The 24,076-nt window shown below is 73.6% G+C and carries 16 protein-coding genes; 9 read left to right on the forward strand and 7 right to left on the reverse strand.

From position 1 onward, the window contains the following. Window positions 1-10: 10 nt before the first annotated feature. The gene (gene ftsE / locus IE273_RS03680) at window positions 11-700 is read right to left on the reverse strand and encodes a cell division ATP-binding protein FtsE (RefSeq protein WP_030610589.1); all 690 of its coding nucleotides are present in this window, start codon (window positions 698-700) and stop codon (window positions 11-13) included. A 263-nt stretch (window positions 701-963) separates the two neighbouring features. Between ftsE and IE273_RS03685 the strand changes: the two genes are divergently transcribed. Then, window positions 964-1,164 carry a hypothetical protein gene (locus tag IE273_RS03685; protein WP_014673040.1) on the forward strand — a complete coding sequence of 67 codons (201 nt, stop codon included), beginning with the start codon at window positions 964-966 and terminating at the stop codon, window positions 1,162-1,164. A gap of 76 nt (window positions 1,165-1,240) precedes the next feature. On the opposite strand, the gene IE273_RS03690 is transcribed toward IE273_RS03685, so the two are convergent. From IE273_RS03690 to IE273_RS03705, 4 genes are all read right to left on the reverse strand, one after another. Next, window positions 1,241-2,203, reverse strand: coding sequence for a hypothetical protein (locus IE273_RS03690; protein ID WP_189813636.1), 963 nt, complete (start codon window positions 2,201-2,203; stop codon window positions 1,241-1,243). Between the two features lie 296 nt (window positions 2,204-2,499). After that, the gene (gene prfB, locus IE273_RS03695; RefSeq protein ID WP_189813637.1) at window positions 2,500-3,606 is read right to left on the reverse strand and encodes a peptide chain release factor 2; all 1,107 of its coding nucleotides are present in this window, start codon (window positions 3,604-3,606) and stop codon (window positions 2,500-2,502) included. Window positions 3,607-3,689: 83 nt separating this feature from the next. Next, the gene (locus IE273_RS03700; protein WP_189813638.1) at window positions 3,690-4,916 is read right to left on the reverse strand and encodes a serine/threonine-protein kinase; all 1,227 of its coding nucleotides are present in this window, start codon (window positions 4,914-4,916) and stop codon (window positions 3,690-3,692) included. A gap of 111 nt (window positions 4,917-5,027) precedes the next feature. After that, window positions 5,028-6,752, reverse strand: a complete 1,725-nt coding sequence (locus IE273_RS03705) for a serine/threonine-protein kinase (protein ID WP_189813639.1) — start codon at window positions 6,750-6,752, stop codon at window positions 5,028-5,030. 396 nt (window positions 6,753-7,148) lie between these two features. Between IE273_RS03705 and IE273_RS03710 the strand changes: the two genes are divergently transcribed. From IE273_RS03710 to IE273_RS03740, 7 genes are all read left to right on the forward strand, one after another. Continuing rightward, a complete protein-coding gene (locus IE273_RS03710; protein ID WP_189813640.1) occupies window positions 7,149-10,709 on the forward strand; it encodes an FtsK/SpoIIIE domain-containing protein in 3,561 nt (1,186 codons plus the stop codon). Between the two features lie 234 nt (window positions 10,710-10,943). After that, on the forward strand, window positions 10,944-12,326 hold the full coding sequence (locus IE273_RS03715; protein WP_189813641.1) for an ABC transporter substrate-binding protein: 1,383 nt from the start codon (window positions 10,944-10,946) through the stop codon (window positions 12,324-12,326). Window positions 12,327-12,333: 7 nt separating this feature from the next. Beyond that, a complete protein-coding gene (locus IE273_RS03720) occupies window positions 12,334-13,677 on the forward strand; it encodes a carbohydrate ABC transporter permease (RefSeq protein ID WP_189813642.1) in 1,344 nt (447 codons plus the stop codon). Then, window positions 13,674-14,582 carry a carbohydrate ABC transporter permease gene (locus IE273_RS03725; RefSeq protein ID WP_189813643.1) on the forward strand — a complete coding sequence of 303 codons (909 nt, stop codon included), beginning with the start codon at window positions 13,674-13,676 and terminating at the stop codon, window positions 14,580-14,582. Before IE273_RS03720 ends, IE273_RS03725 begins: the two co-directional genes overlap by 4 nt. Window positions 14,583-14,737: 155 nt before the next feature. After that, window positions 14,738-16,945: a bifunctional glycosyltransferase/CDP-glycerol:glycerophosphate glycerophosphotransferase gene (locus IE273_RS03730; protein ID WP_189813644.1), complete on the forward strand. Its 2,208-nt coding sequence runs from the start codon at window positions 14,738-14,740 to the stop codon at window positions 16,943-16,945. Between the two features lie 125 nt (window positions 16,946-17,070). Then, on the forward strand, window positions 17,071-19,272 hold the full coding sequence (locus tag IE273_RS03735; RefSeq protein WP_189813645.1) for a bifunctional glycosyltransferase/CDP-glycerol:glycerophosphate glycerophosphotransferase: 2,202 nt from the start codon (window positions 17,071-17,073) through the stop codon (window positions 19,270-19,272). A 6-nt stretch (window positions 19,273-19,278) separates the two neighbouring features. Beyond that, entirely contained in the window at window positions 19,279-21,480 is a 2,202-nt protein-coding gene (locus IE273_RS03740; protein WP_189813646.1) for a bifunctional glycosyltransferase/CDP-glycerol:glycerophosphate glycerophosphotransferase, read from the forward strand. A 58-nt stretch (window positions 21,481-21,538) separates the two neighbouring features. On the opposite strand, the gene IE273_RS03745 is transcribed toward IE273_RS03740, so the two are convergent. Further along, window positions 21,539-21,952 carry an organic hydroperoxide resistance protein gene (locus IE273_RS03745; RefSeq protein ID WP_041665938.1) on the reverse strand — a complete coding sequence of 138 codons (414 nt, stop codon included), beginning with the start codon at window positions 21,950-21,952 and terminating at the stop codon, window positions 21,539-21,541. 101 nt (window positions 21,953-22,053) lie between these two features. On the opposite strand from IE273_RS03745, the gene IE273_RS03750 reads away from it, so the two are divergent. Further along, the gene (locus IE273_RS03750; RefSeq protein ID WP_189813647.1) at window positions 22,054-22,518 is read left to right on the forward strand and encodes a MarR family winged helix-turn-helix transcriptional regulator; all 465 of its coding nucleotides are present in this window, start codon (window positions 22,054-22,056) and stop codon (window positions 22,516-22,518) included. Here IE273_RS03750 and IE273_RS03755 read toward each other — a convergent pair. Then, window positions 22,466-23,950 (reverse strand): glycosyltransferase family 39 protein, encoded by a 1,485-nt coding sequence (locus tag IE273_RS03755; protein ID WP_189813648.1) that lies wholly within the window; start codon window positions 23,948-23,950, stop codon window positions 22,466-22,468. The two genes, IE273_RS03750 and IE273_RS03755, sit on opposite strands and share 53 nt — an antisense overlap. Between the last annotated feature and the right edge of the window lie 126 nt (window positions 23,951-24,076).

Here is a 24,076-nt window from a genome sequence, read left to right on the forward strand (position 1 = left end):
GCTGGTGCGGTCAGTGCTGGTAGCCGTAGACGCCGCGGGCCTGGTCGCGGACGAGGCGGCCCTTCTCCAGCTCGATGACGCGCTTGCGCATCTGGTCCACGATGTTCTGGTCGTGCGTCGCCATGATGACGGTGGTGCCCGTCCGGTTGATGCGGTCGAGCAGCTTCATGATGCCGACGGAGGTCTGCGGGTCGAGGTTGCCGGTGGGCTCGTCGGCGATGAGCAGCTTCGGCCGGTTGACGAACGCGCGCGCGATGGCGACGCGCTGCTGCTCACCACCGGACAGCTCACCGGGCCTGCGGTCCTCCTTGCCGCCGAGCCCGACGAGATCGAGCACCTGCGGCACGGACTTGCGGATCTCGCCACGGGACTTGCCGATGACCTCCTGGGCGAAGGCCACGTTCTCGGCGACCGTCTTGTTCGGCAGCAGCCGGAAGTCCTGGAAGACCGTGCCCAGCTGGCGGCGCATCTGCGGCACCTTCCAGTTGGACAGGCGCGCGAGGTCCTTGCCCAGCACGTGCACCTGACCGTGGCTGCACCGCTCCTCGCGGAGGATGAGCCGCAGGAAGGTCGACTTTCCGGAGCCGGAGGACCCCACGAGGAAGACGAACTCGCCCTTCTCCACCTCCAGGGAGACATCCCTGAGTGCGGGCCGGGTCTGCTTGGGGTAGACCTTGGAGACATTGTCGAATCGGATCACGGATGCACCACGGGTCGCCGGGGGTAGATGAGCGTGACCATACGCGAACCGGGTGTGCAAGTGCAGTCGCGGGACGAGGTTGGGCAATACTTGTACGTTTTTGTACCGGCCGCTTCCCGCGCCCCCCTTCCCGGAGGCCCCGCGCACGCGCCGCGGGAACCTGGCACAGTGGAAGGGAGACGAAGGACGACGGGAACGCGGGGGAACGTTCTCGTCCCCGTGAGCGTTGTGCATGTGATGGCCGGTGCAAGGAGGGCGAGCGCATGACGTACGACCGGTTGGTGTGCGCGAACTGCGCGGCGCCCGTGAGCGAGGGCCGGTGCCCGGTGTGCCGTGCCAACCGCGAGCGACTGCAGCAGGAGGGCTTCTTCGGAGGCCTCGGCGGTGTGAACCCGATGGCGCTGATCGCGCTGCTGGCGGTACTGATCGCCGCGGTGGCACTGCTGGCGCACCAGACCGCCTGACCCGAAGCGCCGCAAGGGCCCGGAGCCGAGGCTCCGGGCCCTTGCGCGTGTGCCGTGCGTGACCTTGTGGCTACGGTCAGGCGGCGGCGCCGCGACCGCTCACCAGGCGCGGCAGGACGCGGAAGCCGATGCCGCCGGCGATCATCGTCGCGGCGCCGACGAGCAGGAACGCGGTCTGGCCGGCACCGGTCTCGGCGAGCTGCTTGTCGCCGCCCTGGGCCGAGGTGTCGGAGCCGGTGTCGGTCAGCGCCGAGGAGCCCTCGTCCTGCGGGACGTTGTTGTTGCCGCCGTCGGGGCCGGTGTGGTTGCCGCCGGTGGTGGAACCGCCGCCCGTGGAACCGCTGGTGCCGCTGTCGCCACCGTCGGTGGAACCGCTGGTGCCGCTGTCGCCACCGTCGGTGCCGTTGCCACCGCTGTTGCCGTTGCCACCCGAGTTGCCGTTGCCGCCGTCGGTGCCGTTGCCGCCACCGTTGCCGTTGCCACCCGAGTTGCCGTTGCCACCGTCGGCACTGTTGCCGCCCGAGTTGCCGTTGCCACCCGAGTTGCCATTGCCGCCGGAGTTGCCGTTGTCGCCGCCGGTGGAGGCGTCACCGCCGTTGCCGTTGCCGCCGGAGGTGCTGTCGCCACCGCCGATGGAGGCGTCACCGCCGATGGAGGCGTCACCGCCGATGGAGGCATCGCCACCGATGGAGGCGTCACCGCCGATGGAGGCGTCACCGCCCGTGGAGGCGTCACCGCCCGTGGCCGCGTCGCCACCCGTGGAGGCGTCGCCACCGCTGGCAGCCGCGCCGCCCGAGCCGTCGGTGCCGGCCGAGCCGGTGGTGGTGCCGCCGTCGGTGCAGATACCGACCGGGCAGCCGCCGCCACCGTCCGTGTTGCCGCCGTCGGCGCCCACACCGCTCACGCCGAGGCTGATCGGGCCCGCCTGGACATCGAGGTCCAGGGCGGAAGCCGCGCCGGCCGCCGTCAGCGACGCACCGGCCGCGATCACGGCGCCGGCGGCTATCCGCGCGACCCGGATCCGCGTCTTCTTCGTCATATGGTTGCTACCCCCAGTAGCTGTACGTCAATGAGGCTTCGCGTGGGGCGTGCCGTGATCGACGGAGGCAGCTGGTGACGAAGTGGCGTCAACTCGATCCCCCGGTTCACATGCGCCCCAAGAGTACGCATGCCGCGCCCCACCCTTCCGACTTTTCACAGCAACGTCAAGGCCGTTGCGGGCGCAATGTCCGGTGGGAGGGCGTTTGCGGAGAGCCGAAGCCTGTGAGTGTGATGCAAAACCCAGACAAACGAACAACTGCCGCCTCCCGGGCGGCAGTTGTCATGTCGACAAAGTTACTTCTCGTGCTGCTTGCGCCAGCGAATCCCGGCCTCCAGGAACCCGTCGATCTCGCCGTTGAACACGCCCTCCGGGTTGCCCACCTCGAACTCGGTGCGCAGGTCCTTGACCATCTGGTACGGGTGCAGCACGTACGAACGCATCTGGTTGCCCCAGGAGTTGCCGCCGTCGCCCTTGAGGGCGTCCATCTTGGCCTGCTCCTCCTGCCGGCGCCGCTCCAGCAGCTTGGCCTGGAGGACGTTCATCGCGGTGGCCTTGTTCTGGATCTGTGACCGCTCGTTCTGGCAGGAGACCACGATGCCGGTGGGCAGGTGCGTGATGCGGACCGCGGAGTCGGTCGTGTTGACGCCCTGGCCGCCGGGACCGGAGGACCGGTAGACGTCGATGCGCAGCTCGGACTCGTCGATCTCGACGTGGTCGGACTGCTCGACCACGGGCAGCACCTCGACACCGGCGAAGGAGGTCTGCCGGCGCCCCTGGTTGTCGAAGGGCGAGATGCGCACGAGGCGGTGCGTGCCCTGCTCGACGGAGAGGGTGCCGTAGGCGTACGGCGAGTGCACGGCGAAGGTGGTCGACTTGATGCCGGCCTCTTCGGCGTACGACGTCTCGATCAGCTCGGTCTTGTAGCCGTGCTGCTCGGCCCAGCGCAGGTACATGCGCTGGAGCTTCTCGGCGAAGTCGGCGGCGTCGACGCCACCGGCCTCGGCGCGGATGTTGACGAGCGCCTCACGGGCGTCGTACTCGCCGGACAGGAGGGTGCGGACCTCCATCTCGTCCAGCGCCTTCTTCACCGCGGTCAGCTCGGACTCGGCCTCGGCGCGGGTGTCCGGGTCGTTCTCCTCCTCGGCCATCTCGAAGAGGACCGCGAGGTCGTCGATCCGGCCGCGCAGCGCCTCCGCCTTCCTGACCTCGGCCTGGAGGTGGGAGAGCTTGCTGGTGATTTTCTGCGCCTCGTCCGGGTTGTCCCACAGGGACGGGGCCGCCGCCTGCTCCTCAAGCACGGCGATATCTGCCCTCAGCTTGTCGAGGTCCAGGACGGCCTCGATCGACTCCATGGTCGAGGAGAGGGACTTCAGCTCTTCGGATACATCGACGACTGCCACGCCTTCCAGCGTAACGGCTGTGGCAAGCGACCCCGGCCCGCCTCCCGGCCGACGGGGTCGGAGGCAGGCGGGCCGGGCCCCTGTCAGGGGGCCGACGTGCTGTGGGTGCCCGGGGCCGGCTGGTCGTCGTCCCCGCCGGAGGAGGCGAACCAGGCGCCGACGGCCACGGCGGCGGCCACCACCACCCCGGCCACCCCGAGGGTCACCCGGCGCCGCCGCACCGCGGCCTTGTGGCGGGCCGAGCCCGGCCGGGGCGCACCCGTGGCCCGGGGGGCCCGAGCGGTCCCGTGCGCGCCCCCCGCCAGCTCGTCCGGCCCCGGCACCCGCATCGAGGTGTGCGTGTCCCGGTTGGAGTCGGGCTTGGCCCCGGGGACCAGGGACACCGCCCCTCGCCGCCGTACCGGCTCACTCTGCGGAGCCGGCGGCACGGACTCCTCGGCGGCCTCCTCGGAGAGGTCGGGCTCGTCCACGTCCAGCGGCGGCATCCCGGCCAGCGTGGGCAACTGCTCGCGCAGCCGCGCCGCGAGCTCCGAGGCGCGCAGCCGGGAGGCCGGGGCCTTGGCCAGGCACTGCACCAGCAGCTGCCACAGCTCCTCGGGGATGCCGGGCAGCGGGACGACGGTCTCGGTGACGTGCCGTCGCAGGACCGCGCCCGGGTGGCCGCCGCCGAAGGGCGTGAAGCCGGCCAGCAGCTCGTACAGGACCGTGGCGAGCGCGTAGATGTCCACGGCGGCCCGGGGCGGCAGGCCCTCCACGATCTCCGGGGCCAGGTAGTCCGGCGTACCGATGATCTTCGTGGCGCGGGTCCGCCGGGGCGAGTCGATCAGCTTGGCGACGCCGAAGTCGGTGAGCAGGGCGGGGTGGGAGCCGCCCGGCCCGATCGGGCCCCGCATGTCGAGCAGGACGTTCTCTGGCTTGACGTCCCGGTGCACGACCCCGGCCGCGTGGGCCGCCGCCAGCGCGTCGGCGACGTCGGCGACGATCGCCACGGCCGCCTCGGGCGCGAGCCGCCGCTCCCGCTCCAGCCGGGTGCGCAGGTCGGTGCCGCGCACGAGGTCCATGACCAGGGCCAGGTCGTTGCCGTCGACCACCAGGTCGCGCACGGTGACGATGTGCGGGTGCTCCAGGCCGAGCAGCGCGGTGCGCTCCTGCACGAAGCGTCCGACGAGCTCCTGGTCGGAGGCGAGGTCCTCGCGCAGCAGCTTGATGGCGACGGGTCCGTCCGGTCCCTCGCCCAGCCACACCGTGCCGGCGCTCCCCCGCCCCAGGATCTGGTTCGCGGTGTACCGGCTGCCGATCTTCCGTGCCAAGACTGCTCCTACAGACGCGTGTTGTCGCCAAAACTACGCGTCCGACGAGCCAACCTTCACCGCGGAGGCGGAAATCACCCGGCAGATGTCGACAAATCTCCGAACCGGCGATCAGTTTCCGCTGCCGGAGCCGCCCAGATCCTTGATCCAGCCGCCCACCGTGCCGATCCAGTCGGTCATCTGGTCCCAGTAGCCCTTGCCGGTGCCGATCCAGTCCTGCAACGGGGTCAGCTCCCAGATCAGCCAGCTCGCCACGATCAGGATGACGATCGTGAACAGGCAGCCCTTCAGACAGCCCAGCCCGGGGATCTTCATCCGGTTGGCGCTGCGCTGCCGCGGCTCCCGGGGCTCCCGCGCGGGCCGCTGCGGCGCGGGCGGGGCGGGAGGCGCGTACCGCTGCGGCTGCTGGGGCTGCTGCGGCGGGGCGTACTGCTGGGGCTGCTGCTGCGGATAGCCGTACCCGGCGCCCTGCTGCCGGCCGCGCGGCTGCGGCTGCTGCGGGCGGCCCTGCGGGGCCGGGCGCGGCTGCTGCTGGGGCCGGGCCACCTGCCGCTGGGGACGGCGGCGCAACGGGTCCTCGTCCGGGTCCAGGTACTGGATCTGCGTCTGCTCGTTGCGGTCGCGGGCGGCCCGCAGCTGGGTCTGCCAGGGATGCTGCTGCTCGCCCTGCCCCTGCTGCCCCTGCTGGCCCTGTTGCTGGCCGTACGGCCCCTGCTGGCCCTGCGGGACGGGCGGCAGGACCGCCGTCGGGTCCGCCGCGCCCGTGTTCGGCAGTACGGCGGTGGGGTCGGCGGCACCGGCCGGGCCGCCGGTGTGCGGCAGCACGCTGGTCGCGGCATTCGGGTCGTACGCCCCCTGCGGCGCGTTCGTCGGCAGCACCTGGGTGGGGTCGGCGGCACCAGGCACGCCCGGGACGGCGGCCGGGGCCGGGTCCGGGGCGAGCAGCGCGCCGACGCCCTCGGCGGCGGCGATCTGCGCGGCGTTCGCGTGCACCCCGACGCCCTCGGCGACGACCCGCAGCCCGCGCGCGAGGTTCTCGGCGCTCGGCCGCTCGTCCGGGTTCTTGCGCAGGCAGCGCTCTATGACCGTCCACAGCGGCTCGGGGACGGTGGAGGGACGGCGCGGCTCGGCGCTCAGGTGCTGGTGCAGGACCTCCAGCGCGGAACCGCCGGAGAACGGCGGACGGCCGGTGACCAGCTCGTACAGCAGGATGCCGGCGCCGTAGACGTCGACGGCGGAGGTCTGCGGGCGGCCCTCAGCGGACTCCGGCGCCACGTACGCGGGCGTGCCGACGAACTCGTGGGTGCGGGTCAGGCCCGGGGAGTCGGCGAGGCGGGCGATGCCGAAGTCGGTCAGCATCGGGTGCATCTGGCCGCCGTGCTGCATGAGCAGCACGTTGGCGGGCTTCAGGTCGCGGTGGACGACGCCGTCGGCGTGGCTCGCGGCGAGGGCGTCGGCGATCTGGGCGGTCAGCAGGGCGGCGGCGACCGGGGTGAGGGGTCCGTTCTCGCGCAGGTAGCGGTGCAGGTCCGGGCCGTCGACGAGGTCCATGACCAGCGCCAGCAGATCGCCCTCGACGACCAGGTCACGGACCCGGACGATGTTCGGGTGGGTGAGCCGGAGCAGCACGGAACGCTCGCGCAGGAAGCGCATCACGATGTCCGGGTCGCCCGCCAGCTCCTCCTTCAGAACCTTGATCGCGACCGTCTCTCCCGGCTGTCCGGGCACGGCCGCCTCGGCGCCCGCGGTCTCGCGCTGGCGGGCACGCCAGACGGTGCCTGTGGCGCCGCGTCCGAGCGGTTCCTCAAGCAGGTATTTGCTGCCGACTGGCCGCACGTCTCGCGCTCCCTGCTGGTTGCTGTTGCTTCGCTTGCCTGCGTTCCGGTGCTCCGACCCACTGTAGGCCGTGCTCCACGGCACCACGCACGCGTTCCCGACCGCGTTCGAGGGCTCGACGGGAAGACGCGTGTCCTGGTCCGCTGGTTGCCGCGGAGGGACGTGACCGATCTCAACTGATCGCCGATGACGTATTGGTCAGGCATTTTTGGGGGCAGAGCCGACCAATCAAGATCACTTCTGTCCGGGTCACGGGCGCGTTGTCGGTGGCAGGTGCGAGGATGCGTGCAGCAGCTCCCTGGGATGCCTTCAGTGACTGCTGGCCGACGTGCTCGTGCGGGGGTGGGGGGAAGTCCGCGCCCGCGCAGATCCGCGCAGAAGGGACCGCTGACGCCGATGCAGATCCGGCTGACCGTCGTAGACCCGCTCGGCCCGTCCCCGCAGCGGGGCCGCGCCGCGAGCCGCGACGTGCTGGTCACGGCTCCCGCGGGCACGGAGCTGGCCGCGGTCGCGTCGGCGCTGGCCGGGGCGGTCACCGGAGAGGGCGGCACGGGGCGGGAGACCGGCGGCGCGTCCGTGGTGCTGTACGCGGGCACCGAGCGGCTCGACCCGCGCCGCAGCACGCTCGGCGAACCTCCGCTGGTCGACGGCGCCGTGCTGTCCCTGGGCGCCCCGGCGGCACCCGAGCCGCATCCCGAACTGGACGACGCGCCGACCCAGCTGCACGTGGTCGCCGGCCCCGACGCGGGCGGGGTCCATCTGCTGCACGGCGGCCGTATCACGGTCGGCCGCTCCGCCGACGCCGACGTCCCGCTGGACGACCCCGACGTCTCCCGGCTGCACTGCGTGGTCACCGTCGGCGCGGACGGCCGGGTCTCGGTCGCCGACCTCGGCTCCACGAACGGCACGTCCCTCGACGGCGTACGGGTGACGGAGCGGCCGGTACGGGTCCCTGCCGGGGGCCTGCTGCGGATCGGCGAGTCCGCCCTGCGGGTGACTCCGTCCGGGGGACCCGGGATGCGGGTGCGGACGGTGGCCGACGGCGAGGGGTGCGTGCGGGTCGCCGTGGGCGAGGAGCGGGGGTCGTCGGAGGCGGGTCCGCCGGGGGCCGGCTCCGCTGTGCCACCCCCACGGACGCCTTCCGCCGCCGGGGCCGCGGGGCATCCGCACGGCGTGGCGCCGTCCGGCAGTGGGCGTTCCGGTGCGTGGGGGGCCTCCGGCGGTGCCCGGCACGCCTATGACGACGGCTCCGCCGGCTGGGACGCGGGCGCCCAGGAGCACCGGCGTGGGCAGTCGCCCGTCGTGCCGGGGCAGGGCGGCGCGCCGAGCGTGGAGAGCCCGGACGGTGGCTCCGCCGGTGCGCGCGGCACGACGTCCGGTGCGGCGTCCGGTGCGGACACGCACGCGGGCCGGTTCGGTGTCGCCGGCACCGGTGACGAGGACGCACGGGCGCACGGGCGCAAGGGGACCCCGCTGCGGGGCACCGACGTCCCGCACGGTGTCCGGCGGCGCGGGCTCGGGGCCTGGGCGCGTCGGCTGGCCGGCGGGCGCGGGGAGCAGCCGGCCGGACCGCAGGAGTACGGCGGCACGGCCGCCCCCGCCGGCGGCGCCCCGGCGGCCGATGCCCCGCGGCAGCCGGAGACCTGGCCGGACCCGGCCGCCGTGCTGCTCACCGCGCTGGGCCCCGGGCCCCGGCTGTGGGAGCGCGGGCCGGGACACCCCGAGGCGCTGACCGTGCGGCTCGGCACGGCCGACCGGAGCACGCCGGACGGCACGGGCCTGCTGCCGGCGGTGCCGGTGACGGCCGCGCTGCGAGAGGCGGGCGCGCTGGGCCTGGCCGGTCCGCGCCCCCGGCTGTCCGGGCTGGCCCGCGCGGTGCTGGCCCAGCTCGCCGCGCTGCACTCCCCCGACCTGCTGGAGATCGTGCTGATCAGCGCGGACCACTCGCGGCCGGTGGCGGACCGTACCGCCGAGTGGGCCTGGCTGGGCTGGCTCCCGCACGTCCGGCCGGGCCACGGCCAGGACTGCCGGCTGCTGCTGGCCTACGACCGTGAACAGGCGGCGGCCCGCGCGGAGGAACTGCTGCGCCGGGTGGAGGACCACGCGGCGACGGGCCGTACGACGGCCCACCCCACGCTCGCGCACGACGCGGCTCCCACGGCGGGGGCGACGGGCGTCCAGGGGCCGACCGCGGTCCCCGGCACCCCGACCGCCCCGGGAGCGGCCGGCACCGACGCCTCCCGCGGGACCTACGACCGGACCCACGGGACCTATGGGTCCTACGGTGGCCCTGGACACGCGGTACGCCACGGCACGCCCACCCCGGCCGCCGCCCCCTCGCACACCGAGCCGCCCGCCCGCCGCCCCTCCTGGGCCAAGGAAGGCCCCGGTGCCGGTGGCGGCTTCGGCGGACCGTTCACCGTCGTCGTCGTGGACGGGGATCCGGGCGGTGCCGGACTGCGGGACGCGCTCGCGCGGCTGGCCGTGGCCGGACCGCGGGCCGGGGTCCATGTGGTGTGTCTCGCCGAGACCCCGACCGCGTCGCCCGCCTCCCCGGTGACGGAGACGTACGAGGCCGCCTGCGCGGTGACGCCGACGTTCCGGCACTGCGGTGCCGTGGCGCTGCTCAGCGGAGACGTCGCCGCCACGCTGCGGCTGACGCGGGTCGCGCCGAGCGGTCCCGTGGGTCCCGGTTCGCCCGCCACCGTCGACGCCGTCTCCGCCGCCTGGGCCGAGCGGTTCGCGCGGGCGCTCGCACCGCTGCGCCCGGACGGCCCCGCAGGCGAGCACCACGCGCGCGTGGCCACACCGCTGCCCCAGTCGGCCCGGCTGCTGGACGAGTTGGGGCTGGCCCGGGCCACCCCGGCGTCGCTGATGGCCCGCTGGGCCGACGCGGCCGACGACACGCGGTCGCTGGGCGGCCGGGCCCGCGCGGTGCTGGGCGCGGGGCCGCGCGGGCCGGTCACCGTCGATCTCGTGGCCGACGGGCCGCACCTGCTGATCGAGGGGCCGGCCGGCAGCGGCCGTACCGAGCTGCTGCGGGCCGTGGTCGCCTCGCTGGCCGCGGCCGAGCGGCCGGACCGGCTGGCCATGGTCCTGCTCGACGGCCGGGACGGGGTCGGCACGGGCGCCGGCCGCGGTGAGGGCCTGCGCGTGTGCACGGACATACCGCATGTGACCACGCACCTCATCGCCAACGACCCGGTCCGGATGCGGGAGTTCGCGCAGTCGCTGGCCGCCGAGCTGAAGCGCCGGGCGGAGCTGCTGGGCCGGACCGACTTCGCCCAGTGGCACGCCGGGCAGGAGGTCTCCGGCCGACTGGTCTCCCAGCGCACGCCCCACCCCGGTGCCGCGCCCTCCTCCGGTGACATCGAGACGCCCCCCAGTTCCACGCTCCGGCTGCGGCCGGGTGCCGCCGCCCGGCAGCGGGCCGCGGCCGTGTCGCCGTTGCCCCGGCTGGTGGTGGTCGTGGACGACCTGGACGCACTGGTCTCCCCGGCCCTCGGCTCGCCGGGCCGGCCCGCCGCCGGTTCGGTGATACGGGCGCTGGAGGCGGTGGCCCGGGAGGGCGAGCGGCTCGGCGTCCACCTGGTGGCGGCGGCCGGGACCGGCGGCCGTACGGCGGAGTCCGAGCCGGCGCGCCGGGCCGCGCTGCGGGTCACGCTGGACGCCCCGCAGCCGGGACCGGACCAGCCGGCGCCGGGACGGGGCACGCTGCTGCACGCGGACGGGCGGCCCACCGGCTTCCAGGGCGGCCGGGTGACGGGCCGCATCCCGCGGACCGCGACCCAGCGGCCCACCGTCGTCCCGCTGGACTGGGAGCGCATGGGCGACCCGCCGGCCCGTCGGCCCGTGCGGGAGCTGGGCAACGGCCCGACCGACCTGGCGTTGCTGGCGAGCGCGGTGGAGCGGGCGGCCCGTGAGGTCGCGGCGGCGGAGGTGCCCTCCCTTCTCTGACGGAACCGCGTCACCCCTCCAGGTGAACCCGGCCCCTCCCCGGCGTACCCGCCCGGCCCCCGCGCCGTCGGAAGTCCGCGGGCATGCGCCCCTGGTCACGAGCCGGTCACGATGAGCCGATGGACACCGCAGGCGCTCTTGCCCACCCGTCGCGGCCCGGCGTACACCGGACCGCACGGGACAGAGTTCTGACGTTCAGCAGCGTTCAACGAAAGAACGACGAACGGGGAAGTGATGCGCAGCAAGAGCAGCACGTTCCGGACACACAGGGCCGTCACCACACTCGCCGCACTGCTCACGGGAGCGCTCGCGCTCTCCGCCTGCTCCGGAAGCGACGACGACAAGAAGGACAACGGGGACAAGAGCAGCGGGGCCACCGCCGGCTCCACCGTCCCGTTGCCGAAGCTGAACGGCGCCCATCTGGAGGTGGCCGCCGTCTGGACCGGCGGGGAGCAGGCCAACTTCAAGAAGGTCCTCGCCGAGTTCGAGAAGCGGACCGGCGCGCAGGTCACGTTCGTGCCCGCGCAGGACCCGATCATCAACTTCCTCGGATCGAAGATCGCGGGCGGCCAGCCGCCGGACGTGGCGCTGCTGCCGCAGCCCGGCGCGATCAAGCAGGCCGTCGACAAGGGCTGGGCCAAGCCGCTCGGGGCCGAGGCCCGGCAGGAGCTGGCGAAGAACTACTCGCAGGGCTGGCAGGACATCGGCAAGGTCGGCGGCAAGCAGTACGGCGTCTACTACAAGGCCGCCAACAAGTCGCTGATCTGGTACAACGCCAGGGTCTTCGAGAACGCGGGCGCCCAGGAGCCGAAGACCTGGAAGGACCTGCTGAAGGCCACGCGGGCCGTGTACGACTCGGGGGTCACCCCGTTCTCGGTGGCCGGCGCGGACGGCTGGCCGCTGACCGACTGGTTCGAGAACGTGTACCTCTCGCAGGCGGGGCCGGAGAAGTACGACCAGCTCGCCCAGCACAAGATCAAGTGGACCGATCCGTCGGTGAAGCGGGCACTGACCACGCTCGCCGAGATCTGGGGCAAGAAGGACTATCTCGCGGGCGGCCAGAAGGGCGCGCTCCAGACGGAGTTCCCGCAGTCGGTCACCCAGACCTTCACCGGAGGCGACCAGCCGAAGTCCGCGATGGTCTACGAGGGCGACTTCGTGCAGGTGAACATCGGTGAGACCAAGGCGAAGGTGGGCACGGACGCGAAGGTGTTCCCGTTCCCCGCGGTCGGCGCGGGCGCGCCGGTGGTCTCCGGCGGTGACGCGGCCGTGATCCTGAAGGACTCCAAGGCGGCACAGGCCCTCGTCACCTTCCTCGCCTCCCCGGACGCGGCCACGATCCAGGCGAAGCTCGGCGGGTACCTCTCGCCGAACAAGAACGTGCCGATCTCGGCGTACCCGAACGCGGTGCAGCAGAAGATCGCCAAGGCGCTGATCGCGTCCGGTGACGACTTCCGCTTCGACATGTCCGACCAGGCCCCGCAGGCCTTCGGCGGGACGCCCGGCAAGGGCGAGTGGAAGGACCTCCAGGACTTCCTGAAGAACCCGGGGGACGTGGCGGGCGCCCAGGCGAAGCTGGAGAAGGACGCGGCGGCGGCGTACGGGAACGGGGGCTGATCCGGTCATGGCGTCGGCAGCGGCGGCCGGGGCCCCACCGGGTCCCGCCGCGCCCCGCAGTCGCAAGAGCGTGACCGGCACCCGCAGGACCGTGGCGGTGCTGTTCCTGCTGCCCGCGCTGGTGCTGCTGGGCGCGCTCGTGGTCTACCCGATCGGGTACTCGCTCGTCCGCAGTTTCTCCAACGCCTCCGGCGACGGCTTCGTCGGCTTCGACAACTACAAGACCCTCTTCACCGACGACGGCATCCGCACCGCGCTGAAGAACAACGTCCTGTGGGTGGTGTTCGCGCCGACGGTCTCCACCGCCCTCGGCCTGGTCTTCGCGGTGCTCACCGAACGGGTGCGCTGGGGAACGGCGTTCAAGCTGGTCGTCTTCATGCCGATGGCGATCTCGATGCTGGCCGCCGGGATCATCTTCCGGCTGGTGTACGACCAGGACCCGGACAAGGGCGTCGCGAACGCCGTGTGGGTGGGCGTGCACGACACGTTCGCGCAGTCGTCGGCGTTCCCGAAGGCGCACCCGGGCCGCCGGTCGCCGCTCGTGGCCCAGGGCGGGGGCTTCGTCACCAAGGCCGCGGTGCACGCCGGGCAGCCGGTCGCCCTGCCGCTCGTCGGCGTCGCCCCGGACCAGTTGCCGGACGACGCGAAGAAGGCCGCCGCCGCACGACCGGAGCCGGGGAAGGTCACCGGCACCACCTGGCAGGACTTCACCCGGGGCAAGGGCGTCGGGAAGCTCGGCGCGCCCGATCCGTCCGAGGTGGGCTATGCCGGGATGCGGATCGAGGCGGTGAAGGACGGCAAGGTGGTCGCCTCGGCGAAGGCGTCCGGCGACGGCACCTTCACCCTGCCCGCGGCGGCCGACGGGGCGCTGCTCCGGCTGCCGGCGAGCAACTTCAGGGAGCCGTACAACGGGGTCGACTGGCTCGGCCCGGCACTGGTCACCCCGGCGATCATCGGGTCGTACGTGTGGATGTGGGCGGGCTTCGCGATGGTGCTGATCGCGGCCGGGCTCGCGGGCGTCCCCCGGGAGCTGCTGGAGGCGGCACGGGTGGACGGCGCCACCGAGTGGCAGGTGTTCCGCAAGGTCACCGTGCCCTTGCTGGCACCGGTGCTGGCGGTCGTCGTCGTCACGCTGATGATCAACGTGCTGAAGGTGTTCGACCTGGTGTTCATCATCGCGCCGGGCTCCTCCCAGGACGACGCGAACGTGCTGGCGCTGGAGCTGTACCGCAAGGGGTTCGCGGAGGGCCGGCCGGGCGTCGCGAGCGCGATCTCGGTGTTCCTGCTGCTGCTGGTGATTCCGGTGATGCTGTTCAACGTTCGTCGGCTCAGGCGGGAGGTGCGGCGATGACGGCGACCGCCGGAAGCATCGGGAAGGCCGACCCGGCCGGGACGGTGAAGGCCGGGCAGTCGCTGGCGTCCCGGATCACGGAGCGGCTGAGCGGCGGACTGGTCCGTGTGGTCCTCATCGTGGTGGGCCTGTTCTGGCTGGTGCCGACCATCGGCCTGCTCATCTCCTCGCTGCGCGCCCCGCAGGACATGAGCGCGAGCGGCTGGTGGACGGTGTTCACCAAGCCGTCCCAGCTCACCGTGGACAGCTACCAGAAGCTGCTGGAGAACTCCGACATCACCCACTCCCTGGTGAACACGGTGCTGATCACGGTTCCAGCGACCGTCCTGGTCGTGGTGGTCGGGGCGCTGGCCGGGTACGCGTTCGCGTGGATGGAGTTCCCGGGCCGGGACTGGTGGTTCCTGGGCGTGGTGAGCCTGCTGGTGGTGCCCGTGCAGGTGGCGCTGATCCCGATCGCCGAACTGTTCGGCAAGATCGGTCTGTTCGGGTCGATCCTCGGGGTGATCCTGTTCCACACCGGCTTCGGTCTGCCGTTCGCGGTGTTCCTGCTGCGGAACTTCTTCGCGGAGATCCCGCGCGAGCTGCTGGAGGCGGCCCGGCTGGACGGCGCCGGTGAACTCCGGCTGTTCGCCCGGGTGGTGATGCCGCTCGGCGGGCCGGCCATCGCGAGCCTCGGCATCTTCCAGTTCCTGTGGGTGTGGAACGACATGCTGGTGGCGCTGGTGTTCACCAAGTCGGGCACGCAGCCGATCACGGTGGCGTTGCAGACGCAGGTACGGCAGTTCGGCAACAACATCGACGTACTGGCGCCCGGCGCGTTCATCTCCATGGTGATCCCGCTGGCCGTGTTCTTCGCGTTCCAGCGGCAGTTCGTGTCCGGGGTGATGGCGGGCGCGGTCAAGTAGCCGCAGGAAGGGCGCAGTCGAGGGGCGGGCCGTCGGCGGTCCGCCCCTTGGCGTGCGCCCCGGTGTAGCCCGAATGCCGCAGGGGCCGTAACCAAGTCACTCCATCGGCCGTTCCCGGGCACAACGCCCGCGCCGAGCCGACCCATGGATGTCCCTTGCCCAGGTTCAGTGTCATTGTCCCCGCGTACAAGGTCCAGGCGTATCTCCCCGAGTGCCTGGACTCGGTGCTCTCGCAGTCGTATCCCGATCTGGAACTGATCGCCGTGGACGACTGCTCACCCGACGCCTGCGGCGCGGTCATCGACGAGTACGCGGCCCGGGACGCGCGCGTGAAGCCCGTCCACCTGGACGCGAACCAGGGGCTGGGCCGGGCCCGGAACGCGGGGCTCGCCGAGGCGACCGGCGACTACCTGGTCTTCCTGGACGGCGACGACACGCTCACCCCGGGCGCGCTGCGGGCCGTTGCCGACCGGCTGAAGGAGACCGGCGACCCGGACGTCCTGGTCTTCGACTACGCGCGCACCTACTGGGACGGCCGCCAGGTCCGCAACCAGCTCGCCGCCCAGCTCACCGAGCAGGGCCCGGCGCCGTTCCGGCTGGAGGACCGGCCGGGCCTGCTGCGGGTGCTGATGGTGGCCTGGAACAAGGCGTACCGGCGGGAGTTCGTCGCCCGGCACGGCTTCACGTTCCCGCCGGGCTACTACGAGGACACCCCCTGGACCTTCCCGGTGCTGCTGACGGCCGAGTCGCTCGCCACCCTGGACCGGGTGTGCGTGCACTACCGGCAGCGCCGGCGGGGCAGCATCCTCGGCACCACCAGCCGCAGCCACTTCGACCTGTTCGAGCAGTACGACCGGGTGTTCGCGTACGTCGAGGAGCGGCCCGAACTGGCCCGCTGGCGCCCGGAGTTGTTCCGCCGGATGCTCGACCACTACGCCGTGGTGTTCACCAGGCGGGGCCGGCTGCCGCGCGGCAGCCACGGCGAGTTCCTGCGCCGGGCCCGCGCCCACTACCGCCGCCACCGCGTGCCGGGAGCGCGCCCGCGGCTGCGGCACGGCCTGATCCGCTTCGGGCTGCACCGCACGTTCCGTGCGCTCCGGCTGGCCGCGGCCGTCCGCCGGCGCGTGCTGAGGTCGGCGCTGAAGCTCGCCCGCGCCCTGCGCGCCGGCGCGCTCCGGCTGCACTACGGCATCCAGCTGCGGCTGCCGCTGCGGTCCGACCGGGCGGTGTTCGCCGCCCGGGAGGGGTACGGCGACCCGGCCGCGCTGGAGGAGGCGTTCCGGGCGCACACCCCGCGGCTGCGCACGGCGTGGGTCGCCACGCCCGGGGGCACGGTGCCGCCGGGCCCGCGCCGGCTGACGCCCGGCACGGCCGCCTACTGGACGGCGCTGGCCCGCTCCCGCTACCTGGTCAGCGACGCCCGCTTCGAGCGGCGGCTGCGCAAGCGGCCCGGGCAGGTCGTCGTGCGGGCCCTGGAGGGCACCCCGCTCGGACACGCGGGCCTGGACCTGCTGGAGCGCCCGGCGGCGGCCCGTGACCTGGACTTCTCGGAGCTGCTGCGGGACGTCGACCAGTGGGACTACGTCCTGTCGGGCAACCGGCACGCCACCCTGACCTGGGAGCGGGTCCTGCCGGGCGGCTACACCACGCTGGAGTACGGGCTGCCCCGCAACGACGTCCTCCAGCGGGCGACCGCGGCGGACGTGGCCCGGATCCGGCAGAAGCTGGGCGTCCCGGAGGGCGCGGTCGCCGTCCTGTACGCGCCCGCGCACCGCGACCACCGGCGCACCCAGCGCCCGCTGCTCGACCTGGAGCGGATCCTGCGCCGCCTCGGCCCGCGCTTCGTGGTCCTGGCCCGCACCCACGCCCCGGTCCGGGGCGCCCGGATCATCGACGTCTGCGGCCATCCGGACCTGGCGGAGCTGTGCCTCGCCTCGGACGCGCTGCTCACCGACTACGCGCCGGTCCTGTTCGACTACGCGGGCCTGGACCGGCCGATCGTGGTGCACACCGAGGACTGGGCGGCGTACGAGGCGTGCCGTGGCGCCTACTTCGACCTGCGCCGGTTCCCGCCGGGCGCGGTGGCGCGCAGCGAGGACGAGCTGATCGACATCTTCGCCTCCGGGCACTGGCGCGGCTCGCGCTCGGCTCAGTTGCGGGCGGCGTTCCGGGAGCGGTTCTGCCCGTGGGACGACGGGCACGCCGCCGAGCGGGTGGTGCGGCGGGTGGTCCTCGGCGAGACGGAGCCGCCGCCGGCGGTGCCCCTGGCGGACCGCACCCCGGCCCCGTCGTCCTGCGCGCGCTCCCCGCTGGCCACCGTGCCGCAACCTTCCGGCCCCGTCCCCGTCACCGAGAGCCGCTGAACGGCGTTGGTCATACCGGGAGTTCCCATGCCCCTCGGCTCGACGCGGCCCACCCCGAGCCGGCCGTCCACCTGGCGTCCGGCGGGACGGCCCGGCCGCGTCCGCAAGACGACAGAAAGAACAGAATGCCCCGCTTCAGCATCATCGTCCCGTCCCACGGGGTCACCGGCCGGCTGTCCCAGGCGCTGGACTCGGTCCTCGGCCAGTCCTTCGGCGACCTGCAACTGATCCCGGTCTGCGACGCCCCCGACGCCCCGGCCGCCGAGGTCGCCGCCGGGTACGCCGAGCGGGACTCCCGGGTGACCCCCGTGCACTCGCCGCCGTCCGCCGGGCTGAGCGGGGCGCGCAACGCCGGGATCCGGGCGGCGACCGGCACGTACCTGCTGTTCCTGGACGGCGACGACCTGCTGCTGCCGGGCGCGCTCGCGGCGCTGGACGCCCGGCTGTCCGAGACGGCCGGCGTGGACGTGCTGTACACCGAGCACGAGCGCGCCCCCTGGTGGGAGGGCGAGCCGACGAACCCGGCCGCGCCGCTGCTCGCCGGGGCCCCGAAGGGCGCCTTCGCCCCCGCCGACCGGCCCGCGCTGACCGGCGTCCCGTTGCCCGCGTGGAGCGCCGTCTACCGCCGCGCCTTCCTCGCCGAGCGGGAACTCACCTTCCCGGAGGGCCACTTCACCGACCTCGGCTGGGGCGGGCTGGTGACGGTCGCCGCCGAGCGGATCGCGGTGCTGCGCCGGACGGTCGTACGGCACCGGCTGCGCCGCCAGGGCAGCCGGCTCAATCTGCCCGGACCGCACCAGCACACCCTGCTGGACCAGGTGGAGCGGGTGCTGACCCGGGCGGCCGAGCGCGCCCTGCCGGCCGAGCGGACCGGGCCGCTGTTCGACCAGCTGTTCGCCGTGGTGCTGAAGACGGCGTCCCGCCCGGAACGGCTGCTCTCCGGGCGCCGGGCGTTCTTCCGCCGCGCGGCCCGCCTCTACCGGCGGCACCGGCCGGCCGGCCACCGGGTGCCGGGCGGCAGCCTGGGCGTGCAGCACCGGCTGCTGGCGGCGGGCGCGTACACCGCGTTCCGCGCCCTGCGCGGCGCCAACCGGGCCGCCGACGGCGCCACCGACCGGCTGCCCCGCCCGCACAGCGTGCGCACCCGGCTGCGCTACGCCCGCGACCTGCGCCGCCCGCTGGACCCGAACCTCGCGGTGTACTGCGCCTACTGGGGCCGCGGCTACACCTGCAACCCGGCCGCGATCCACGCCAAGGCCCGGGAACTCGCCCCGCACATCCACTCGGTGTTCCTGGTCGAGGCCGGCCAGGAGCACGCCGTGCCGCAGGACGTGGAGTACGCGGTGATCGGCTCCCGCCGCTACTGGGAGGTGCTGGCCCGCGCCACGTACCTGGTCAACAACGCCAACTTCGCCGAGGGCGTCGTCAAACGGCCGGGCAGTGTGCACGTGCAGACCCAGCACGGCACCCCGCTGAAGACGATGGGCGTGGACCAGTCGACGTTCCCGGTGGTGGCCGCGCGGTCCGGCAGCTTCACCAAGCTGCTGGGCCGGGTCGACCGCTGGGACTTCAACCTGTCGTCCAACCGCCACTCCACCCAGATGTGGGAGCGCGCCTTCCCCGGCTCCTACGAGCACCTGGAGTACGGCTATCCGCGCAACGACGTCTACTGCACGGCGACCGCGCGGGACGTGGCCCGGATCCGGCGGGAGCTGGGCGTCCCGGAGGGCCGGACGGCCGTGCTGTACGCGCCGACCCACCGCGACCACCACACCGGCTTCGAGCCCGGCCTCGACCTGGAGGCGTTCTGCGCGGCGGCCGGCGAGGACGTCGTCGTGCTGCTGCGCGCCCACTACTTCTACGACCGGGGCGGTGTCCGGGGCTCCGACCGGATCATCGACGTCACCGCCCACCGCTCCTCCGAGGACGTGTGCCTGGCCGCGGACGCGCTGGTCACCGACTACTCGTCCATCATGTTCGACTACGCCAACCTGGACCGGCCGATCGTCGTCTACGCCGACGACTGGGACGTCTACCGGGAGACCCGGGGCGTCTACTTCGACCTGCCGGCCGAGCCGCCCGGACTGGTCGCCCGGACCCCCGCGGAACTGGCCGCCGTCTTCCACGACGGCTCGTACGCGGGCCCGGAGGCCAAGGCGCTGCGGGCGGCGTTCCGGCAGCGGTTCTGCCAGTTCGACGACGGGCGGGCCGCCGAGCGGGTCGTGAGGCGGGTGCTGCTCGGCGAACCGCCGGAGGCGGTCCCGGCCGTGATCCCGCTCGCGGAACGCATCCCCGCCCCCGCCGCCGCGACCCTCGTGAGGAGCTGACCCGCCGTGCCCCGCTTCAGTGTGATCGTGCCCTGTTTCAAGGTGCAGGGATTCCTGCGCGAGTGCCTGGACTCGGTGCTCGGCCAGTCCTTCGGCGACTTCGAACTGATCGCCGTGGACGACTGCTCCCCGGACGGCTGCGGCGCGATCCTGGACGAGTACGCCGAGCGCGACCCGCGCGTGCGGGTGCTGCACCTGCCGGAGAACGTGGGCCTCGGCCTGGCCCGCAACGCGGGCATGCCGCAGGCCACCGGCGACTACCTCTTCTTCCTGGACAGCGACGACACCCTCACCCCGGGCGCGCTGCGGGCCGTGGCCGACCGGCTCACCGAGGCCGAGGACCCGGACGTGCTCGTCTTCGACTACGCGCGCACCTACTGGTGGGGCGGCACCCGGCGCAACGTCCTCGCACACGTCCTGGCGGAGGCCCCCGGCACGTTCGCCGTCTCGGAGTACCCACAGATCCTCGACCTGCTGATGGTGGTCTGGAACAAGGTCTACCGGCGCGAGTTCGTCACGGAGAACGGCTTCGCGTTCCCGCCGGGCTACTACGAGGACACCCCCTGGACCTTCCCGGTCATGCTCAGCGCCCGCCGGATCGCCGCCCTGGACCGGATCTGCCTGAACTACCGGCAGCGCCGGCAGGGCAACATCCTGTCCACCACCAGCCGCAAGCACTTCGACATCCACGACCAGTACGAGCGGGTCTTCGCCTTCGTGGCCGAGCGGCCGGAGCTGGCGGCCTGGCGGCCGTACCTGCACCGCAAGATGGGCGAGCACTGCCTGGACATCCTGGCCAAGCCGGACCGGCTGCCGCCCGCCGACAAGGCCGAGTTCTTCCGGCGGACGGCGGAGATGTTCCGCCGGCACCGTCCGGAGGGCGCACGGCCGGCCGGCGAGGTCTCCGTGCTGACCGGTTCCTGGGCCGGGTACCGGGTCAAGCGGCAGGCGGCGCGGGCCGGGCGGGAGGCGGCCCGGCGGGCGGACCGGGCGCGCCGGGCCGCCGCCGCGCGGGCCCGCACCGGCTGGACGGCCCTGCACGCCCGCCGGCCGCTCGACGAGAACCTCGTGGTCTACTCGGCGTCCTCGCACCAGGGCCTGCTCGGCGACCCGGCGGCCGTCCACGCCGCCGCCCGGGAGATCGCCCCGGGGCTGCGCGGCGTGTGGGTGGTGCGGGACGCGGAGACGGCCGCGCGGCTGCCGCCCGACGTCGAGCACGTGATCGTCGGCTCCCGGCGCTACCTGGAGGTGACCGCGCGCGCGAAGTTCTTCGTCAACGACGTCAACTGGCCCGGCGGCCTCGCCAAGCGCGCCGGCAGCGTGCACATCCACACCCATCAGGGCACCCCGCTGAAGTACCTGGGCGCCGACCTGCTGGACAAGCCGGGCGCCCGGCTGGGCTTCGACGTGCCGCAGATGCTGCGCCGGGCCGACCGCTGGGACTACAGCCTGGTCGCCAACCGCCACTCCGAGCTGGTGTGGGAGCGGGCCTACCCCTGCCACTTCACCTCGGTGCGCACCGGCAGCCCGCGCAACGACGTGCTGGTGAACGGGGGTCACAGCGACTTCCGGGAGCGGCACGGCATCCCGGCGGACCACACGGTCGTGCTGTACGCGCCGACCCGGCGGGACTACCGCCGCGGCGGGTACGTGGAGCGGTTCGACCTGGCCCGGTTCGCGGCCGACCTCGGCGAGGGGCACACCCTGGTGGTCCGGCTGCACCCGTCGCTGGCGAACGGTCCCGCGCGCGGCATGGGCCTCGCGGAGCTGGCCCGGCGCGGGGTCGTGGTCGACGCGACCGACGAACCACGGCTGTCCGACGTGCTGCTGGCGGCGGACGCGCTGGTCACCGACTACTCGTCCGTGATGTTCGACTACGCCAACCTGGACCGGCCGATCGTGGTGCACGCCGACGACTGGGCCGCGTTCACGGCGAGCCGGGGCACGTACCTCGACATCACCGCCGAGCCGCCCGGCCGTGTCGCGCACTCCCACCGGGAGCTGGCCCGGCTGTTCGCCTCGGGCGGGTGGCGGGACGAGGAGTCGGCGCGGCTGCGCGCGGACTTCCGGGCCCGGTTCTGCGCGTACGAGGACGGGCGGGCCGCCGAACGGGTGGTACGGACCCTGCTGCTGGGCGAGCCGATGCCCGCTCCGGCGCCCCGGATCCCGGGCCAGGCGGCCTCCCCGGACGCGCTGACGTCGGCCTAGCGGGGACACCGAGGGGGCCGGCCCCGACCGGGCCGGCCCCCTCGGACGTGCGTGGTGCCTACTCGATGACGAGGTCGACCTCGATGTTGCCGCGGGTGGCCTTGGAGTACGGGCAGACCTGGTGGGCGCCCTCGACCAGCTTGCGGCCGGTCTCCTCGTCCACGGTGTCGGGCAGCTCGACGCGCAGGGTCACCTTCAGCCCGAAGCTCTCGCCCTCCTTGCCTATGCCGACCTCGGCGGTCACGGCCGCGTCGCTGACGTCGACCTTCGCCTGGCGCCCGACGAGTCCGAGGGCGCTGCCGAAGCAGGCGGCGTACCCGGCGGCGAAGAGCTGCTCCGGGTTGGTGCCCTGGCCGTTGCCGCCCAGCTCCACCGGCATGGCCAGGGCGAGGTCGATCTTGCCGTCGGAGGAGACGGCGCGGCCCTCGCGGCCGTGGGTGGCGGTGGCGACAGCGGTGTACAGCGCGTCCATGAAGACCATCCCTCTGGGGTGTTCGGTTCGTTGCGCACACAAGTAGAGCACACAACTGAGTTGCACACAACTAAATCGACCGCAAGAGCTACCATGGACTCATGACCGACACGGAGTGGCTGCGACTGGACCGCCAGATCTGCTTCTCGCTGCACGCGGCGTCACGCGCCTTCAACAGCGTCTACCGCCTGATCCTCAAGGACCTCGGGCTGACCTACCCCCAGTACCTGGTGATGCTGGTCCTGTGGGAACAGGGCGACCTGCCGGTCAAGAAGCTCGGCGAACGGCTGCGGCTCGACTCCGGCACGCTGTCCCCGCTCGTCAAGCGGCTGGAGGGGGCCGGTCTGGTGCGGCGCGAGCGCAGCGCGCAGGACGAGCGCTCGGTCCGGGTCCACCTCACCGAGGAGGGCGCGGCACTGCGCGAGCGGGCCCTGGAGGTGCCCCGGCGGATCATGTCGTCGACCGGCCTGGACCTGACGGAGGTCGTCGACCTGCACGCCCGCCTGGAGCGGCTCACGACGGCCCTGGACGCGGCGGCGGAGGCTGAGGCGCGAGCAGCGGGCTGACCGGGCGGACGTACAGCCGTACGGTCACCCCGCCCCGCACGGCCTCGTCCTGGCCGAGGAACTCCCGCCCCAGCACGTCGGCCTTCGCCCGCTCGACCGGACTGCCCGGGGCCCCGCGGCCGGCGAGCAGCTTCCGGTCCGCGACGACCCACACCCGGTCCACCCGCGCCAGTCTGCGCCGCACCTCCGCCGGACCGGCCTCCCGCCCGTACAACGTCCCGGACCCGGCGGCCCCCGCCACCAGCGCCACGTCCCGCGTCCCCCGGAACGCCCCCGGGTACGTGAGCGCCACGTTCCGCGTCGACGCCGGCAGGAAGAGCACGGGATCGCCGGGCTCCACCTTGCGCGCGACCGCGCGGGAGACGGCACCGAGATCATCCGGCCGGCTCCGGGGATCGCGGTCCTCCTGGAGGAGGGGGAACTGGTGGAGGAGGGAGAGGGCGATGGCGAGGACGCCGGCGAGGGGGACGGAGGGGGACTGAAGGAGCGGACGCCGTCCGACCGCCCCCGCCACCCGCTCGGCCCCCGACGCCACGAGCAACGGCGCCCCCGACAGCGCGTAGAGCACGTAGCGGTCGACATACAGCGGTGAGAACTGGGACGCCAGCATCAGCACCACCGGCGGCACCACCACCAGCGGCAACGCCACTCCCGCACACGTCGGTTCACCCCGCCGCCCCACCAACCCGACCAGCCCCACCACGGCCAGCGCGAGACACACCCAGAACACCTCGTCCGTCGGCCCCAGGAACCTCCGCAGCAACCTTTCCGCTGTATCCGCCGTAGGCGTGCGCAACCAGGCCAGCTGCGCCGACTGCCCCCGCGAGACCACCACCATCGGCACCAGCGCGGCCACGACCGCCGCCGCCGCGCTCCCCCACCCCCGCCACACCCGCGCCCCGGCCCGGGCCAGCGCCAGCGACACCGCGTGGGCGAGGAGCAGCAGCACCGCGAACTCGTGGAGCCAGCAGGTGAGCCCGAGGACCGCGCCGTACGGCCACCACGACCCGTCCCGCACGGCCCGGACGAACAGCAGGGTCGCCGCGGTGGCGCCGGCCGCGACCAGGGCGTAGGAGCGGCCTTCCTGCGCGAAGTGGCCGGCCATCGGCGCGACGGCGTAGAGCAGCCCGGCCCACAGACCGACCCGCGGCCGGGCCAGCCGGGCGCCGAGGGCGGCGACCAGACCCGCCGTGACGGTCGCCGCGCACAACGACGGCAGCCGGAGGGCGACCTCCCCGGGATGGACGGCGAGGACGGGCCGCAGCAGCAGGTAGTACAGGCCGTGCACCGCGTCCACGTCGTGCAGCAGGAGCCAGATCCGCGGCACCGTACGGCGTCCGACCTGGAAGCTGACGGCCTCGTCGCGCCACATGCCGCCCCGGTCCAGGCCCCAGAGGCCGAGCGCGAACATCACCAGCGCGGGCACGCCCACGACGGCGGACCGGTGGAGACGGGTGTGCCCCAGTGCCCCGTGCGGGGGGTGGCTCGTTGCACCTGTCGGTACGTCCGTGGTCGTTCCAGCCGCCCGACGCGACTGCGGTTTCGCAGGATGCCCGAC

The sequence above is a fragment of the Streptomyces olivaceoviridis genome (genome assembly GCF_014650115.1).
Classification (GTDB): domain Bacteria; phylum Actinomycetota; class Actinomycetes; order Streptomycetales; family Streptomycetaceae; genus Streptomyces; species Streptomyces olivaceoviridis.